The sequence below is a fragment of the Salmonella enterica subsp. diarizonae genome, assembly GCF_008692785.1.
Taxonomy (GTDB): domain Bacteria; phylum Pseudomonadota; class Gammaproteobacteria; order Enterobacterales; family Enterobacteriaceae; genus Salmonella; species Salmonella diarizonae.
In genome coordinates this window covers 1-21,446 of sequence record NZ_VXJV01000015.1, presented here as the reverse complement: position 1 = coordinate 21,446, position 21,446 = coordinate 1, and the positions used below count along the sequence as shown (strand labels likewise).

General features: G+C 49.8%; 1 protein-coding gene. It reads left to right on the top strand.

Features of this window, described 5'->3' with window-relative positions; translation table 11 throughout:
* Positions 1–2: 2 nt before the first annotated feature.
* A partial coding sequence (locus tag F4V72_RS24185) for an Ig-like domain-containing protein (RefSeq protein WP_349251680.1) occupies positions 3–21,446 on the top strand: 21,444 nt, incomplete at its 3' end.

Genomic DNA, 21,446 nt, shown 5'->3' with positions numbered 1-21,446 from the left:
TTATGAAAAACATGAATATAAAAAAAGTTTTTGCTGATCAGAATTCTGTGATTGACCTTTCCTCTTTGGGAGATGCCAAAGGAGCTAAGGTTTCTTTGGCTGGGCCGGACATGAATATTACCACGTCGCATGGTTCAGTCATCATTGTCAACGGAGCTCTTTACTCAAGCATTAAAGGCAACAATCTTATCATTAAGTTTAAAGATAAGAGTATCCCTGGTTCCAAAGTTATCGGGAGTGTGGATTTAAAAGATATTCAGCTTGAGCGAATTGATAGTTCTTTAGTTGATGCAGGTCTGGTGGAGAAGAAAGGTAACGGTAAAAATAGAAATGCCAGGAAAGATGAAGAACTACAAAAGCAATTAGATGATGCTGAAGGCGCAAAAAAAGAGGCCGATAAAGCAAAGGAAGAAGCAGAAAAGGCTAAAGAAGCAGCAGAAAAAGCGATCAGTGAAGCTTTCGAAATCCAAAATTCTTCAAAACAAATAGAAGAAATGCTGCAGAATTTTTTGTCAGATAATGTAGCAAAAGACAATTTGGCTCAACAAGATAATGCCATACAGCAAAACACTTTAAGCAAAGCAGCTCAAAATATTAAGCAGGATGAAGCCGAAAAAATAACACCTCAACCTCTTAATAAAAATACAGGCAGTGGAAGAAGTAATAGTAGTAAGAATTATGATAATCAATTTGAAGCTGAACCTGTTAAAGAGAAACTAAAAATATCCTTTAAGCTTGCAGCAGAAAGCAATAGTGGAAGCAAAGATGATAGTATAACTAATTTTACTAAACCACAGTTTATTGGTAGCACATCACCAAATGCAACAGTGGTTATTAAAATAAACGGAATTTCTGTCGGTCAGGTTGTTGCCGATAAGTTAGGTAATTTTACCTTTACTGCTCCTGAGAAATTGGCCGATGGAACATACAATCTGGAAGCGGAAGCCACAACTAGTAACGCAATGGGTAGCACTAAGCTTGCCATTACTATAGACTCCGTTATTGATAAACCAAGTTTTGAACTTTCGCCAGAAAGCAGTATTCCTGGTCATCAAGGCTTAACCGCTACGTTGACACCATCAATTATTGGTACCGCAGAAGAAAATGCAAAGGTTAATATTTACGTTAACGATAAACTTATTACTAGCGTAGATGTTGATAAAAATGGTAAGTGGAGTTATGGATTTAAAGGTAAAGAATTAATTGAAGGAGATAATAATATTAAGGTTGTTGCAGTAGATAAGGCTGGCAACCAAAGTGAAATTTCAAATGTAATTACAATAGATACCATTCCTCCGGAAAAGCCGACAATTGAGCTGGATATTAATAGTGATTCTGGTGTTAAAGATGACAATATAACTAACAGTACATTACCTACATTTATAGGTGTGGCTGAGCCTGGGGCAACGGTTTCCATCTATATTGGAATTAAGCACCTGGGGGATGTTGTTGCTGCTAAAGATGGTTCGTGGAGTTATACGCTTACTGAGCCCCTGAAAGATGGCGAATACCATTTAACAGCGACAGCTACAGATATCGCCGGACATACCTCTGAAACATCAGATCTTACATTTACCATTGATACTCGTATCAGTTATTTTAGTGCAGAGCTTGATCCTGCCGATGATAGTGGTATCGTTGGCGATAATGTCACTAATAATAGCCGCCCTACTTTTATCGGGAAAAGTGAACCAAATACCACGATAAATGTTAAAAACTCTGAAACTGGTGAATTAGTTGTTCTTAAAGCCAATGCTGAAGGTGAGTGGCAATTTGCTTTTACTTCGGATTCCGCTGAAGGGGTTAACAACCTGGTTTTCACTGTTGAGGATGTGGCGGGTAACCAGAAAGATTTTTATTTTAGTTATGTTATTGATACAGTAGCGCCGACAGCCCCGACAGTTTCCCTGGATGATTTTGTAACATTACCAAACGGCATTATTTTATCAGGGGATGATACACCTGCATTGGTCGGTACGGCAGAGCCTAAATCTACAATATCAATTCTGCGAGAAGGTAAATTTTATGCCAGCATTGACGTCGACTCAAATGGCTCATGGATTTATCAATTTAATGAAAAACTCCCGCAAGGGGTATATGACATTGAGATTGTTTCTCAGGACATAGCTGGTAATAAATCCTCGGCAATTAAATACTCTTTTACTATCCAGACTGAAGTTGTAATCCCAAAAGCCGAACTTGACGCGGTTGATGACTCTGGCGAGAAAGGGGACTGGATTACCAATAAGCATAACGCTCTGACTTTACTCGGGACTGCTGGTAAATTTGCTACCGTAAATATTATTATTGATGGCAAAGCTATTGGAGTGACAACAGCAGATGAACACGGGAACTGGACTTTTGATATTTCCCGTAATTTGTCTGACGATGTTTATACAGTGACGGTTGAGGCAGTAGACCCATTAGGTAATACTGCATCGGCTGATTATCAACTTACCATTGATAGTTTTACACCAATCCCTGCTGTTATGTTGCATGATAGTGCTGACTCTGGGGTTAAAGGAGACCTGATTACAAGAGTTAATACGCCTTTATTTACCGGAAGTGCAGAGCCTAATGCTAAAGTCTCAATCTATGTTGATGGTATCTTAAGCGGTGAGGCCATTGCTGGCGATGATGGTGTATGGAACTTCCAATTTTCAAATATATTGCCTGATGGCATGCATGAAGTGATGGTAAAAGCGGAAGATATTGCTGGCAATAAAGCATCATCATCAATTTATAACTTCCAAATCCTTACGCATACACAAAAGCCAACCATTGAGTTAGTCGATGACACAGGGTTGGATAATACAGATCATATCATTAATGAAAAACGACCTGCCCTGACAGGGACTGCTGCACCTTATTCAATCGTAAAATTATATATAGATAATGCTTTGGTGGCTGAAGTCAGGACGAATAAAGACGGTGTATGGGATTATACTCTGAAACCAGATCAAAGTCTGGCTGATGGTGATCATAAAATAACCGCCACAGTAGAGGATATTGCTGGAAATATTGCACATTCTGACGCCTTTTTATTTAGTGTGGATACTACCATATCTATACCGGTAGTTTCACTAAGCCCTGATTCTGAGTCCGGAATTTTAGATGATAATTTAACGAATATACCTAAACCAACTCTTATTCTTAGAAATATTGATTCAGATGTTAGAAATGTTCAGGTATGGGATGCTATCTCTAATACACAGATAGGTATTGCTACCCAACAATCTAATGGAACATGGACATATACTTTTACTTCAGATCTGATTGATGGCCTGCATCAGGTATATGTTAAAGCTGAAGATATCGCTGGCAATAAAGTTACTGGTCCTACATTTGATTTTACTATAGATACGACACTTTCCATTCCGGTTATTTCTTTGATTGCAAAAGATGATACTGGCGTGGCGGATGATAATATTACCAATATTAATAAGCCTGACTTTATTATTAGTGGTATTGATTCTGATGCACACCGGGTAGTTGTACAGGTGACACATAATGGCGTGAATGAACAGATTGTACTGACTCAAGATGGCGGTAACTGGGTATTTACACCTGCCAGCACGTGGGATGATGGCAGCTATACACTGCAAGTGACGGTGGAAGATGAGGCGGGAAATATTCGCCAGTCCACACCATTAACAGTGAAAGTGGATACGCAAATCGCGATTAATAGCATCGAACTGATCAATGACACTGGTATTGCTGACGACAATATAACTAACGATATGCGTCCACACTTCCGTGTTGAAGTGCCAAATGACGTAAATATGGTACGTCTGAGTATTGACGGGGGCAAGACATGGGGGAGTGCGACGAAAAATACGGCAGGCATTTGGGATTACAGTTGGCCGACGAATGTAACTGAAGGGTCACATATCCTGACGGTAGAAGCGACCGATATTGCTGGTAATAAGTTAACGCAGACACTCGACTTTACTATCGACACTTTGTTGACTGTGCCGACCATCGCTCTGGATAGCGCCGATGATAGTGGTGTTACCGGGGATAATATTACTAACAGCAAAACGCCGGGCTTTACCCTCAGCAATATTGACGGCGATGTGATTCGGGTGGCGCTACAAATCACGCATAATGGCAAGAACGAGGTAGTGGCGCTGACGCAGAGTGGTGGTAATTGGGTATTTACGCCAGACCACGACTGGGCAGATGGCAGCTATACGCTACAAGTGACGGTGGAAGATGAGGCGGGAAATATCCGTCAGTCCACACCGTTAACAGTGAAAGTGGATACGCAAATTGCGATCGACAATATCGAATTGATTAATGACACCGGTATGGTCGGCGACAATCTGACTAACGACATTCATCCGCAGTTCCGTGTGACGGTACCAGATGATGTGGATAGGGTACGCCTGAGTATCGACGGCGGTAAAACGTGGGTTAACGCCACACCAGGCTTAATAAAAGGGAGTTGGGATTATACATGGCTGGGGAAAGTTCCCGAAGGTAAACACACGCTGATCGTAGAAGCCACCGATATTGCAGGAAACACGGCGACACGGACGCTGGATTTTACTGTTGACACCACACTGTCAGTACCAACCATCACGCTGGATACCGCGAATGACAGCGGTGTGGCTGGCGATAATATCACCAACGAAAAAACGCCTGGTTTTACCCTCGGCAATATTGATGCCGATGCGAGCCGGGTGGTGGTACAGGTCACGCACAATGGCAAGAGTGAAGAGGTGGAGCTGACCCAGACCAGCGGCAACTGGGTATTCACACCAACCAGCGCGTGGGCTGATGGCAATTACACCCTGACGGTAAAAGTGACCGACGAGGCGGGGAATACTCGCCAGTCAGCACCGTTGTCGGTGAAAGTGGATACACAGGTCACGATTGACGGCATTGTGCTGGTCAATGACAGCGGTATCACCAGCGATAATATAACCAATGAGGTACATCCTCATTTCCGTGTGACGGTGCCGGAAGATGTCAACGTTGTACGCCTGAGCATCGATGGCGGCACGACATGGATTAACGCCACACCGTCTTCTACCGGTATCTGGGATTACACCTGGCCGGACGCGGTACCTGAGGGGAAACATACCCTTGTCGTGGAAGCTATCGACATAGCTGGGAACAAGGCGACACAGGCGCTCGGTTTTACCATTGACACCACCCTGTCGGTACCGACCATCACGCTGGATACCGCGAATGACAGTGGTGTGGCTGGCGACAATATCACCAACGAAAAAACACCTGGTTTTACTATCAACGGCATTGATGCGGATGCGATCCGGGTGGCAGTACAGGTTACGCATAATGGCACGAACCAGGAGGTGGAACTGACCCAGATCGGGGGGCAGTGGCACTTTACGCCGGCCAGTAACTGGGTGGATGGCAATTACACGCTGACGGTGAAAGTTGAGGACAGAGCCGGGAACGTCAGCCAGTCCGCGCCACTGGCAGTGACCATCGACACGCAGACGGAGATTAACAACATTGTACTGGTCAATGATACCGGTATGCCGGATGACAATCTGACCAACGCTCTGCGTCCGGAGTTCCGGGTGACGGTGCCGGAAGATGTGAATGCGGTACGCCTGAGTATTGACGGCGGCAAGACGTGGGTGGATGCGAAGAAAACGTCGGCAGGTGTCTGGGATTATAGCTGGACAACAGACATCACTGAGGGCGTACACACGCTGACGGTGGAAGCGACCGATATCGCAGGGAACACGGCGACGCGGACGCTGGACTTTACCGTTGACACCACCCTGTCGGTACCGACCATCACGCTGGATACCGCGAATGACAGTGGTGTGGCTGGCGACAATATCACCAACGAAAAAACGCCTGGTTTTACTATCAACGGCATTGATACGGATGCGAGCCGGGTGGTGGTGACGGTTACGCATGATGGCAAAAGTGAAGAGGTGGCGCTGACCAAAAACGGAGGAGGATGGACGTTCACGCCGGACAGTGCGTGGACGGATGGCCGCTACACGCTGACGGTGACGGTGGAAGACGACGCGGGGAATATCCGCCACTCAGCGCCACTGGCGGTAACCGTGGACACACGGACCGGCATTAATAGTATTGAACTGGTGAATGACTCCGGTGTTGCTGGCGACAATCTGACTAATGAAATGCGCCCGCACTTCCGGGTGGAGGTGCCGGAAGATGTGAACGCGGTACGCCTGAGCATTGACGGCGGCAAGACGTGGATGCATGCGTCGAAGAGCGCGGCAGGTGTCTGGGACTACAGTTGGTTGACTGATGTGCCGGAAGGGACATACACGCTGACGGTGGAAGCGACCGATATCGCAGGGAACACGGCGACGCGGACGCTGGACTTTACCGTTGACACCACCCTGTTGGTCCCGACCATCACGCTGGACAACGCGGATGATACCGGTGAACGGGGTGATAACCTGACCAACCGTCCCCAGCCGAATTTTATCCTGCAACATATTGATGCCGACGTCGCTAGCGTTGTGGTAAGCGTGACGCATGATGGTACGACAAGTGTATTTGATGCGAGTCAGGAAGCTGGGGGGTGGCGTTTTACGCCGGATCGCGACTGGACGGACGGCAGTTACACTCTGAGTGTGACGGTGACGGATAAAGCCGGGAACGTAAGTCAGTCCACCCCTCTGACGGTAACAGTGGATACACATATCTCAATTGGTAAGGTTGAGCTGATTAATGACAGCGGCGTCGTTGGCGATAATATGACCAATGACATCCACCCGCAGTTCCGTGTAACGGTGCCGGAAGATGTGAATTCGGTACGCCTGAGCATCGACGGTGGCGCGACATGGGTTAAGGCAACGCAGGGCGCGGCAGGGATCTGGGATTATACCTGGCCAGATGACGTGAAGGATGGGAAATACACCCTGCAGGTGGAGGCGACCGACAAGGCAGGCAACACCATCACGCGGATGCTGGAATTTACCATTGATACCACGCTGACAACGCCGACCATTGCACTGGACCATAAGGATGACAGTGGTATTACTGGCGATAATCTCACCAACGCGAAAAAGCCAGGCTTTATCCTCGGTAATATTGATGTCGATGCGAGCCGGGTGGTGGTGCAAGTAACGCATGATGGCAAGAGTGAAGAGGTAGCGCTGACCAAAAGCGGGGGGCAGTGGAGCTTTACGCCGACAGCGCCGTGGGGTGACGGCAGCTACACGCTGACGGTGACGGTGGAAGATAAAGCCGGGAACGTCAGCCATTCCGCCCCGCTGACGGTGACGGTGGACACGCAGACAGCCATTAACAGTATTGCGCTGGTTAACGACACCGGCATTCCGGACGACAACCTGACCAATGCGGTGCGCCCGCACTTCCGGGTGACGGTGCCGGATGATGTGAACGCGGTACGCCTGAGTATCGACGGCGGCAAGACGTGGGTGGATGCGAAGAGAACCTCTGCCGGCGTCTGGGACTACAGCTGGCTGACGGATGTGACCGAAGGGGTGCACACGCTGACGGTGGAGGCCACCGATGTGGCGGGCAACACGGTAAAAGAGACGATGGGCTTCACCGTCGACACCACGCTGTCAGTACCGCTCATTGCGCTGGACAGCGCGGATGACAGCGGCGTCAGGGGGGATGAACTGACCCGGGTGAACAGGCCGACGTTCTTACTGGACAACATTGATAACGATGCGCGTCATGTCACGGTGGAAGTTCAGCATGGCAGCACCAGGGAGGTGCTGAAGGCGACGCAGGGTGCGAACGGACGCTGGAGTTTCACCCCGGCGGGCGACTGGGCGGACGGTCAGTACACGCTGACGGTAAAAGTGGAAGACGAGGCGGGGAACATTCGCCAGTCTGCGCCGCTGACGGTAACGGTGGACACGCAGACGGCCATTGATGGCATCGAGCTGGTGAACGACCACGGAATTTCCGGCGATAACCTGACCAACGCCCTGCGCCCGGAGTTCCGGGTGACGACACCGGGGGATGTGAATACGGTTCGTCTGAGTCTGGACGGCGATACGAACTGGGTGAACGCGACGAAGAATGCCGCCGGGGTCTGGGAATACAACTGGCCGGGCGACGTGGGCGAGGGTAAACACACGCTGACGGTGGAGGCGACGGATGCGGCGGGCAACACGGCGACGCGGACGCTGGAGTTTACCATTGACACCACCCTGTCGGTGCCGGTCATCACGCTGGACAGTGCGGATGACAGCGGCAACAGGGGAGATAACGTCACCAGCGTCAGGTCGCCGGGCTTTACCATCGAAAATATCGATCCTGATGCGAACCGGGTGACGGTACAGATCGCGCATGACGGCAGCAGCCGGGAGGTGGAGCTGACCCAGACCGGTGGCCGGTGGCACTTTACGCCGGACAGCGCGTGGACGGACGGGAGCTACACGCTGACGGTGAAAGTGGAGGACAATGCGGGAAATATCCGTTATTCCACGCCGCTGGACGTGAAGGTGGACACACATACGTCAATTAATCATATTGAGCTGGTCAATGACAACGGCGTCCCGGATGACAACCTGACCAACGAGATGCGCCCGCAGTTCCGGGTGACGGTGCCGGAGGATGTGACCGTGGTACGCCTGAGCCTGGACGGCAGCGGCGACTGGGTGAACGCGACGGCGGGAGCAACGAAAGGGGAATGGAACTACAGCTGGCCGTCAGACGTGGGCGAGGGTAAGCACGTGCTGACGGTGGAGGTGACCGATGCGGCGGGCAACACGGCGACGAAGACCCTGGACTTCAGGATTGACACGAGGCTGTCGGAGCCGGTCATCACGCTGAACAGCGCGGATGACACGGGCGTGCCGGGAGACGGTCTGACCAGCCGCGCGCAGCCGTCGTTCACGCTGCAGGATATCGATGCCGATGTGGTGAGAGTGACAGTGAGCGTGGAGCACGGAGGAAGGACCGAGACGTTTGACGTGTTACAGGGCGCGGGCGGATGGATCTTCACGCCGGCGGCGGCATGGACGGACGGGAGCTACACGCTGAAGGTGACGGTGGAGGACGAAGCGGGCAATATCCGTCATTCAGCGCCTCTGGACGTGAAGGTGGACACACAGACGGCGATTGACCGTATTGAGCTGGTGAATGACAGCGGTGAGCCGGCAGATAACCTGACCAACGATGTGCGACCGGAGTTCCGGGTGACGGTGCCGGAGGATGTGAACAGGGTGCGGGTGAGCCTGGACGGGGGTAAGACGTGGATGGATGCGACGAAGGCATCGGCAGGCGTCTGGAGTTATACCTGGTCGTCCGATGTGACCGAAGGCGCGCACGTGCTGACGGTGGAGGCGACCGATATTGCGGGCAATACGGCGACGCGGACGCTGGATTTCACCATCGACACCACGCTGTCAACGCCAACCATTGAACTGGATGGCCCGGATGATACTGGCGTACAGGGTGATAACCTGACTAATCGCTCTCAGCCGACATTTATCCTGAAAGATGTCGACCCGGATGCTGCTTCAGTAATGGTAAGTGTGAATCATGGTGGGACGACAACCACATTTGCAGCGACCAACGGAGCTGGCGGATGGCGTTTTACACCGGCCAGTGACTGGACGGATGGCGCTTATACGTTGAGTGTGACGGTGACAGATAAGGCCGGAAACGTTAGCCACTCAGCGCCGCTGACGGTGAATGTGGATACACACGTCACTATTGACAGCATCGTTTTGGTCAATGATAGCAGTTTTATTGGCGATAATCTGACTAATGAGGTTCGCCCGCATTTTCGTGTGACGGTGCCGGGGGATGTTAATGTTGTCCGTCTGAGCCTGAATGACGGTAAAACCTGGGGCAATGCAACTCAGAGTGCCTCTGGGGACTGGGAATACATCTGGCCAGACGATGTAACCGAAGGAAAGCATACGCTGACGGTGGAAGCTACCGATATCGCGGGAAACAAAGCGACGCAGATGCTTGAATTTATCATCGACACCACACTATCGACGCCGACCATCACGCTGGATGCTGTGGATGACAGTGGTGTGGCTGGCGACAATATCACCAACGAAAAAACGCCTGGTTTTACGATTAACGGCATCGACGCGGATGCGAGTCAGGTAATGGTGGTGGTTACACACAACGGTAAGAGTAAGGAGTTGGCGCTGACCCAGGTTAGCGGTCGGTGGCACTTTACACCAGACAGTGACTGGACGGATGGCAACTACACCCTGACGGTAAAAGTTGAGGATAAGGCAGGAAATATGAGCCAATCCTCGCCGCTGACGGTAACGGTGGATACACAGACTGTTATTAGCAGTATTGTGCTGGTCAATGACAGCGGTATTGTCGGTGACAAGATGACTAACAATGTTCATCCGCATTTCCGGGTGACAGTGCCGGAAGATGTCAACGTTGTACGCCTGAGCATCGATGGCGGCACGACATGGGGTAACGCTACTCAGAGTGCAGTAAAAGGGATCTGGAATTACAACTGGCCCACGGATGTGGGTGACGGTAAATATACCCTGATGGTGGAAGCGATCGACGCTGCTGGCAATAAGGCGACGCAGACACTTGAATTTATTGTTGACGCCACCCTGTCAGTACCGACCATCACGCTGGATACCGCGAATGACAGTGGTGTGGCTGGCGACAATATCACCAACGAAAAAACACCTGGTTTTACTATCAACGGCATTGATGCGGATGCGATCCGGGTGGCAGTACAGGTTACGCATAATGGCACGAACCAGGAGGTGGAACTGACCCAGATCGGGGGGCAGTGGCACTTTACGCCGGCCAGTAACTGGGTGGATGGCAATTACACGCTGACGGTGAAAGTTGAGGACAGAGCCGGGAACGTCAGCCAGTCCGCGCCACTGGCAGTGACCATCGACACGCAGACGGAGATTAACAACCTTGTACTGGTCAATGATACCGGTATGCCGGATGACAATCTGACCAACGCTCTGCGTCCGGAGTTCCGGGTGACGGTGCCGGAAGATGTGAATGCGGTACGCCTGAGTATTGACGGCGGCAAGACGTGGGTGGATGCGAAGAAAACGTCGGCAGGTGTCTGGGATTATAGCTGGACAACAGACATCACTGAGGGTGTACACACGCTGACGGTGGAAGCGACCGATATCGCAGGGAACACGGCGACGCGGACGCTGAACTTTACCGTTGACACGACCCTGTCGGTACCGACCATCACGCTGGATACCGCGAATGACAGTGGTGTGGCTGGCGACAATATCACCAACGAAAAAACGCCTGGTTTTACTATCAACGGCATTGATACGGATGCGAGCCGGGTGGTGGTGACGGTTACGCATGATGGCAAAAGTGAAGAGGTGGCGCTGACCAAAAACGGAGGAGGATGGACGTTCACGCCGGACAGTGCGTGGACGGATGGCCGCTACACGCTGACAGTGACGGTGGAAGACGACGCGGGGAATATCCGCCACTCAGCGCCACTGGCAGTGACCATCGACACGCAGACGGAGATTAACAACATTGTACTGGTCAATGATACCGGCGTGCCGGATGACAACCTGACCAACGCTCTGCGTCCGGAGTTCCGGATAGAGGTGCCGGAAGATGTGAACGCGGTACGTCTGAGCATTGACGGCGGCAAGACGTGGGTGGATGCGAATAAAACGTCGGCAGGTGTCTGGGATTACAACTGGACAACAGACATCACTGACGGCGTACACACGCTGACGGTGAAAGTCACCGACGTGGCGGGCAACACGGCGACACGGACGCTGGACTTTACCGTTGACACCACCCTGTTGGTCCCGACCATCACGCTGGACAACGCGGATGACAGCGGAACCAAAGGCGATGATCTGACCAACGTTAATAAACCGACATTTTTACTGGGCAATATTGACTCAGATGCGCGCTTCGTCACGGTAGAAATCCAGCATGGCAGCATCAAGGAGGTATTGACGGCAACCCGAGGCACGGATGGCCGCTGGCATTTCACGCCGGACAACGTCTGGGGTGATGGTCGCTATACACTGACAGTGAAAGTGGAAGATGAGGCGGGTAATATTCGCTACTCTGCGCCACTGTCGGTCACAGTCGATACCGACATCACGATCAATAAGATCGAACTGGTTAATGACAGCGGCGTCGTTGGCGATAATATGACCAATGACATCCACCCGCAGTTCCGTGTAACGGTGCCGGAAGATGTGAATTCGGTACGCCTGAGCATCGACGGTGGCGCGACATGGGTTAAGGCAATGCAGGGCGCGGCAGGGACCTGGGATTATACCTGGCCAGATGACGTGAAGGATGGGAAATATACGCTGCAGGTGGAGGCGACCGACAAGGCGGGCAACACCATCACGCAGATGCTGGAATTTACTATCGATACCACCTTATCGATACCGACTATTGAGTTAGATAGTAAGGATGATACCGGCACTCAGGGTGATGAGCTGACCCACCGTACCCAACCTAAGTTTATTCTACAACATATTGATGTAGATGCTGTCTCCGTGATGGTGAGCGTGGAACATGGAGGGGTGACAAGCACATTTGACGCGATTAAGGGCGCAAGCGGATGGAGCTTTACGCCGACAGCGCCGTGGGGTGACGGCGGCTACACGCTGACGGTGACGGTGGAAGATAAAGCCGGGAACGTCAGCCATTCCGCCCCGCTGACGGTGACGGTGGACACGCAGACAGCCATTAACAGTATTGCGCTGGTTAACGACACCGGCATTCCGGACGACAACCTGACCAATGCGGTGCGCCCGCACTTCCGGGTGACGGTGCCGGATGATGTGAACGCGGTACGCCTGAGCATCGACGGTGGCAAGACGTGGGTGGATGCGAAGAGAACTTCCGCCGGCGTCTGGGACTACAGCTGGCTGACGGATGTGACCGAAGGGGCGCACACGCTGACGGTGGAGGCCACCGATGTGGCGGGCAACACGGTAAAAGAGACGATGAGCTTCACCGTCGACACCACGCTGTCAGTACCGCTCATTGCGCTGGACAGCGCGGATGACAGCGGCGTCAGGGGGGATGAACTGACCCGGGTGAACAGGCCGACGTTCTTACTGGACAACATTGATAACGATGCGCGTCATGTCACGGTGGAAGTTCAGTATGGCAGCACCAGGGAGGTGCTGAAGGCGACGCAGGGTGCGAACGGACGCTGGAGTTTCACCCCGGCGGGCGACTGGGCGGACGGTCAGTACACGCTGACGGTAAAAGTGGAAGACGAGGCGGGGAACATTCGCCAGTCTGCGCCGCTGACGGTAACGGTGGACACGCAGACGGCCATTGATGGCATCGAGCTGGTGAACGACCACGGAATTTCCGGCGATAACCTGACCAACGCCATGCGCCCGGAGTTCCGGGTGACGACACCGGGGGATGTGAATACGGTTCGTCTGAGTCTGGACGGCGATACGAACTGGGTGAACGCGACGAAGAATGCCGCCGGGGTCTGGGAATACAACTGGCCGGGCGACGTGGGCGAGGGTAAACACACGCTGACGGTGGAGGCGACGGATGCGGCGGGCAACACGGCGACGCGGACGCTGGAGTTTACCATTGACACCACCCTGTCGGTGCCGGTCATCACGCTGGACAGCGCGGATGACAGCGGCAACAGGGGAGATAACGTCACCAGCGTCAGGTCGCCGGGCTTTACCATCGAAAATATCGATCCTGATGCGAACCGGGTGACGGTACAGATCGCGCATGACGGCAGCAGCCGGGAGGTGGAGCTGACCCAGACCGGTGGCCGGTGGCACTTTACGCCGGACAGCGCGTGGACGGACGGGAGCTACACGCTGACGGTGAAAGTGGAGGACAATGCGGGAAATATCCGTTATTCCACGCCGCTGGACGTGAAGGTGGACACACATACGTCAATTAATCGTATTGAGCTGGTCAATGACAACGGCGTCCCGGATGACAACCTGACCAACGAGATGCGCCCGCAGTTCCGGGTGACGGTGCCGGAGGATGTGACCGTGGTACGCCTGAGCCTGGACGGCAGCGGCGACTGGGTGAACGCGACGGCGGGAGCAACGAAAGGGGAATGGAACTACAGCTGGCCGTCAGACGTGGGCGAGGGTAAGCACGTGCTGACGGTGGAGGTGACCGATGCGGCGGGCAACACGGCGACGAAGACCCTGGACTTCAGGATTGACACGAGGCTGTCGGAGCCGGTCATCACGCTGAACAGCGCGGATGACACGGGCGTGCCGGGAGACGGTCTGACCAGCCGCGCGCAGCCGTCGTTCACGCTGCAGGATATCGATGCCGATGTGGTGAGAGTGACAGTGAGCGTGGAGCACGGAGGAAGGACCGAGACGTTTGACGTGTTACAGGGCGCGGGCGGATGGATCTTCACGCCGGCGGCGGCATGGACGGACGGGAGCTACACGCTGAAGGTGACGGTGGAGGATGAAGCGGGCAATATCCGTCATTCAGCGCCTCTGGACGTGAAGGTGGACACACAGACGGCGATTGACCGTATTGAGCTGGTGAATGACAGCGGCGAGCCGGCAGATAACCTGACCAACGATGTGCGACCGGAGTTCCGGGTGACGGTGCCGGAGGATGTGAACAGGGTGCGGGTGAGCCTGGACGGGGGTAAGACGTGGATGGATGCGACGAAGGCATCGGCAGGCGTCTGGAGTTATGCCTGGTCGTCCGATGTGACCGAAGGCGCGCACGTGCTGACGGTGGAGGCGACCGATATTGCGGGCAATACGGCGACGCGGACGCTGGGCTTCACCATCGACACCACGCTGTCAACGCCAACCATTGAATTAGCGCCAGATCAGGATACCGGGCAAAGTAAGAATGATAATCTGACCAGTTTAACTCAGCCGGTTTTTGTTTTGGGTCATATCGATAATGATGTCCAAAGAGTTGAATTACAGATTGAGCATAACGGTACATTTAAAAACATTATTTTAACCGAATCGGCTGATGGATGGCGTTATCGACCTGACGCGGCATTAAACGATGGTAGTTATAAATTGACCGTGACGGTAACTGATACGGCGGGTAACAAAACGACATCCGCTCCTTTAACGGTAACGATAGATAGTACGTTGAGTACCCCGGTAATTGCGTTGGCTAATGGCGAAGACAGCGGCGTGGTTGGCGATCAGCTTACTAACCACGATCATCCGGTATTTGACTTGAGCCATATTGATTCTGATGCCTTGCACGTTATGGTCAGGGTTACTCATAACGGTAGCTCTCATGAGGAAGCGGCGGTATTTAACAATGGTAAATGGAGTTTCAGTCCTTCTGTGAGTTGGGCGGATGGCTTATATCAATTAGCTGTTGTTGTAGAAGATCGGGCGGGGAATGTAAAAGAATCTGCGCAATTAGATGTCCGTATTGATACTACGACCACTATCAACAATATCGTGTTGCTTAATGACACTGGCGTTCTCGGTGATCAATTAACGAATAACGCTAAACCATCATTCAGAGTTGAGGTTCCTGCGGATGTTGCCCAGATGCGCGCTACTCTTGATGGCGGCACAACCTGGATTCCGATACGGCGAAATGCGGATGGACAGTGGATTTTTGCAAGCACAAATAATCTGACTGATGGGCAACATACGCTTCGTATCGAGGCTACAGATACAGCAGGTAACGTTGCGAGCAAAGATTTAGTCTTTAATATCGATACTCACTTACAGATTCCGACAATTGCTTTGGGGGCCGGACAGGATACTGGAGCGAATACTTCCGACCATATTACGAATATTTCACGGCCCACTTTTGTTATTGGCAATGTTGATGCCGATGTTATTAAGGTAATGGTAACTATTGGTACCAATACTTATAACGCTACTAAAGTGGGGGGGACATGGGAGTTCAGACCGGATAATGCGATTCCTGATGGTTCTTATAATGTGAGCGTTACTATTGAGGATAAAGCAGGGAATATAGCGACATCTCAACCGTTATCTATAATGGTAGATACGAGAGCCGAAATTAATAGCGTAACGCTATTAACAGATAGCGGTGATAGCTCTTCAGATAATATAACCAACGTAAACAAGCCGCAGTTTGAAATTGTGGCTGCCAATGATACTGTACAGGTACGCGTTAAAATCGATAATACGGGTAATTGGATTGATTTAGCGCAGAGTGTTGAAGGACACTGGGAATTTAATGTAGGAACTGCATTACCTGATGGTCAACATTCACTATTAGTGGAAGTTGTCGATGTTGCCGGTAACGTTGCACAACAAACGCTTAATTTTACGGTTGATACCACGCTGCGTGAGCCAAATATTGTGCTTGACCCTACGCAGGATACTGGCGATGACAGTAATGACAATATTACTAATATTAATAAGCCGACATTTATTATTGGCAATGTGGATAATGATGTGTCACATATCGTTATTCATCTTGATGGTCGGGATTATATCATCGAAAATAATGGCGCTAAATTAACATTTACACCAGATAAGCCGCTGACAGATGGTCATCATACGCTTACTGTTACAGTGACAGATATTGCGGGTAATACAAAAACATCAGCTGAACTGCAGGTTGAAATAGATACCCAGGTACAAATTGACAGGGTTTCATTAACAACCGATAGTGGTGTTAATGATAGCGATAGAATCACTAATGTTGCTCGTCCATCGTTTAATATTGTAACACCTGATGATGTGACCAAAGTATTGGTTTCTTTCGACGGTGTTAACTGGAGCCCGGCAAGTAAGAATGCAGCCGGACAGTGGGACTTTACGGCGGGTAGCGCTCTATTAGAAGGTCATTATGTACTCCATGTGCAGGCAACGGATCGGGCAGGAAATACGGCTAATTCCAGTCTTGCATTTACGGTGGATACACATGTTGATGGCCTTAACATTACCATGCTGGATGATACAGGGAATGACGCGGCAGACCGTATAACCAATATTACATCGCCGCGTTTTGAAATCTCAGCCAGAGAATCGCTACAGGTTGTAACGGTGACGTTAAATGGGAACGTCACGACTCTCAACAAAGGGATGGGTAATAAGTGGATATACACTCCCGAAATACCATTACTTGATGGACATTATAAACTAGAGGTCACTGCTGAAGATATTGCTGGCAATACTATTAACCAGGAGATATCGTTCACTATAGATACGACTGTACCTGTGCCTGATGTCGATTTGTTGGATGCCGATGACTCCGGTGAAAGCGCTGTAGATAATATTACCAATGTCACTAAACCACGTTTCATTATTAGTGATATTCCTACCGATATTGACACTGTTACGATAAAAATTAACGGTGTCTCTTATCCTATTACTCTGGATGGCAGTAACACCGGGACATTCCAGGTTCCTGTGGCGCTAAAAGATGGTGTCTACGAAGCGGTTGTCGTCTTCAGAGATCTTGCAGGTAATATATCCGAGACGAAACTACCATTTACCATTGATACGGCAACAAGTGTTAGTGTTCGAATGGATCCCACATCAGATACGGGAAGTTCTAATAGTGATAATCTCACTAACAGAAAAAGTCCTAAATTCGGCGGTACTGCGGAACCGGATGCAAAGCTTGTTATTACCATTATCGATGATACATCAGGTCATGAGGTGCTGAAAAAACTGGTCACGGTTGGTGTTGATGGTAACTGGAGTATGACGCCAGATGCCCTGGCAGATGGTATCTACACAATTAAAGTTGTCTCAACAGACGTTGCAGGAAATACGGCGGAGGCGCAAGATAGATTTACTATCGATACGGTAACGCCCGATCCAACAATTCAGCTTACGGATTCATCAATTGATGATATGCATGAAGCTACCAGCCTGCGACCTGAGTTCAAGGGTATCGCAGAAGCATTTTCAACTATTATGATCCAGTGGGATGGCAAAGTTATCGGCTCAGCCAATGCGAATTCGAATGGCGAATGGAGTTGGACTCCCCCATCAATATTAACACCAGGTTCTTATGTCATTAGTATCGTTGCCAAAGATAAAGCGGGTAATGAATCGTCACAAGTCGACTTTCCAGTCGTAATACCTGTTATTGATGTAACCCCTCCTACGATTAAGCTAAGTGATGATAGTGATAGCGGGGCATTGGGGGATTTTATTACTAACGATAAAACGCCGACTCTTATTGGGAGCACATTACCCAATACTATTGTCAGCATTTATATCGACGGTAAGAAAGTTGGCGAGGCAACATCGGATACCGCAGGTCGATATGCCTTCCAGATGCAGGAACAGCCTGACGGGACGTACGTTGTGGAAGTTGGTATATTAAATCCACGCGTCAATGAAGAAATTCGCTCAGCAGCCGTTAGCCTCGTTATTGATACTCAGGTCGCTGACCTTGAATGGCATATATCTGGGATACATGAAGACAAATATATTAATACTGTAACGCCGGAGATTAGTGGCACAAGCGAACCAAACAGTAAAATTACGGTTTTTGTTAATGGGGTTGAAAAGGCTGCTGCTTATACTACTACAGGCGGGCATTGGGGCGTTATATTACCTACTTTAGGGAATGATGGTAATTACGTATTAACGTTCAAAGTTGAAGACATTGCAGGAAATGTTAAAGAGTTTGGTCCTCAAGAAATAACGTTAGATACGGTAATTGCTCCGTTGACAGTTACACTGCGAGAAGTTGATGATTCGGGTAAACTGGGAGACTGGATCACCAATAAATCACATGTAAATATAGATGGTACTGCGGAGGCAGGAAGTACCTTAACTATTAAAACTCAGGGAGGAGTCGTGGTTACTACTTTTGAAGTAGGAAATGATGGGCATTGGAGTGCAGAGTTAGATCTGAGTAACGGTAATAATATCTTTGTTGTTGAGTCAGTAGATAAAGCGGGCAATAGTCAACAAACAGAACTTTTAGTAGAATATGACACTCAGATCAAAATCAGTGCTATTTCTTTAAGCCGAGATAGTAATAGTGGTGATAAATATGATCTCATTACCAACGATAAATCGCCAGAGCTAGTCGCAATGACCGAACCTGGAGCAACAGTACAGGTTTATATTAATGATGTATTGCAAGCTACGGTAGAAGCTAATTCTGCAGGTAATGTTAGTTATACCATGCCAGCGAATAGCGCCGATGGTAACTATCATGTGCAATTTGTTGCTACCGATATAGCCGGCAACCGAACTGAATCTGCTGTTGCGACAGTGACGATCGATTCTGAAATTGCTGTGTTTACTATTGATGAAGGTTCATTACCGACTATATCAAATAGTCGGGCATTGTCAGTCGCTGGGCAAGGTGAGGCAGGCGCTCAGGTAAGCATCTTTGTCGATAATAAGCTGGTCAATGTGGTCATGGTTGAGGCTGATGGTTCCTGGCGTGCTCCGATATTGCTGCAAGATGATGGTACGTTTAAGATTCATTTCAGCATTACTGACATTGCTGGCAACACCCAGGCGAGTAAAAATTTCAGTGTCGATGTCGATTCATCAACCGAATTTCCAACAATAACCCTTGAAGATTCGAGTAACTCAGGTTTGGTTGACGATCTGATTACTAATCATAATACGCCATCCTTTGTTGGTACTGCGGAAGCGGGTGCTACAATCCATTTTTATGTTGATGAAAAAATTGTGGCAAATATCCTCGTTCAAGATGATGGAAGATGGTCATATCAATTTGATAATTCTCTGAAAGATGGTGAATACTCCATTCGTGTTGTTGCGGAAGATACCGCTGGTAACAGGGCGGAATCACCTCGCTTAATTGTTACGATAGATACCAGTACATACATTGAACCTCCTACGCTGACAGCAGGATCTGATAATGGTATGTATATTAACGACGGCGTAACAAGTCAAACCAGACCTCAGTTTAGTATCAACGGTGAGTTTAACCAGAGTGTCCAAATTTACATTGATGGTAAGCTAGTCGATACGGTCACTGTGACAGACAGAAACCAGGTTTATCAACCTGTGGCTCCATTGGGTGACGGTTCTCATAGTATTTATTATGTCATTACCGATAAGGCAGGTAACACTGCAACATCTAAAACACTAGATTTTTCAATAGATACATCGAATAAAACTCCAGTGGTGATAGAGGCCATTGATGGACATACACTAGCGGAGATGACCGGCAGTGATGGTAAAATATATATAACAGATACTACTCATAATATAATTTTTCGCGGAAGTGCGGAGCCTGATAGTTTAATGGATTTAACTATCAATGGGCTAAACGTAGGCCAGGTTTGGGTTAGTCAGACAGGAGAGTGGCAGATGCCAGTCAACTCTGTTTATCTCTCTCAAGGTCTTCTGGAGATAAAAATAAAATCTACAGACCGTGGCGGTAATGTAAACGAGAAAAGTTATTCTATCTGGGTGGATACGATGATTGAGGACTTTACCAGTGAACTTGATGACAATAAATCATCGTCGCAAAATGACTGGTGGAGTAATAATACCCTTATCACTATGAGAGGTCTGGGGGAGGCTGGCGCGACAGTATCACTAGTGCTGGCAGGTGTCACATTGGCAACGACAGTCGTTGCGGCTAATGGCCAATGGGCATTATCGACCGATCAGCTTCCGGAAGGAAAATACGATATCACTTTGAGTATTGAGGACAACGCTGGAAACAGGAAGGAAGAGATCCGTGAAATATTCATCGATCGCGCTGCACCGGTAGCACCTGCTATAACATATTCGGACATTGTCGATGATCTCGTCATTATGAAAGGGACGGGCGAAGCAAAATCAAAATTAACGATAACTGATAGCGAGGGTAATATATATACATTAACCGTTCCTGATAACGGGAACTGGAGTATGGCTATTCCCTATCCATCAGAAGGGAAATTTACTATATCGAGTACAGATCGAATTGGTAACACCAGTGATGTTGTCTCAGTCGATTTAATAAAAGAGATACCCACTATTTCGTTAGCGGTAGATTCGAACAGTGGATCTAAAGATGACAATATTACGCATGATAAACAACCTACCTTTATTATCGGAAATTTAGAAAGTGATATCGTTAACGTTCAAATAGATATTAACGGGATGGCATATAATGCTGAAAAAAGAGCGGATGGCGTCTGGTTCTTTACGCCAGATACCGCTTTAGCTGATGGCACCTATACGATATCGGTAACTGCGAATGACGCGGCGGGTAATCAGAAAAACTCGTTACCGATTACTGTCACGATCGACACTACGCTGAAGGTGCCGGAGATCGCGCTGGCGGCAGGCGAGGACACCGGCGCGTCAGGCAGCGATAACGTGACAAATCACACCCAGCCGAAGTTCACTCTGCAGCATATTGACGCGGATGTGACCGGAGTGACCGTCAGCGTGGCGCATAACGGAACCACCGACACCTATCCGGCCACGAAGGGGGATGATGGCTGGAGCTTCAGTCCGTCAGCAGCCTGGAGTGATGGTAGCTACACGCTGAGTGTGACGGTGGTGGACGGTGCGGGGAACACGCAGCAGTCATCATCGCTGACGGTGACG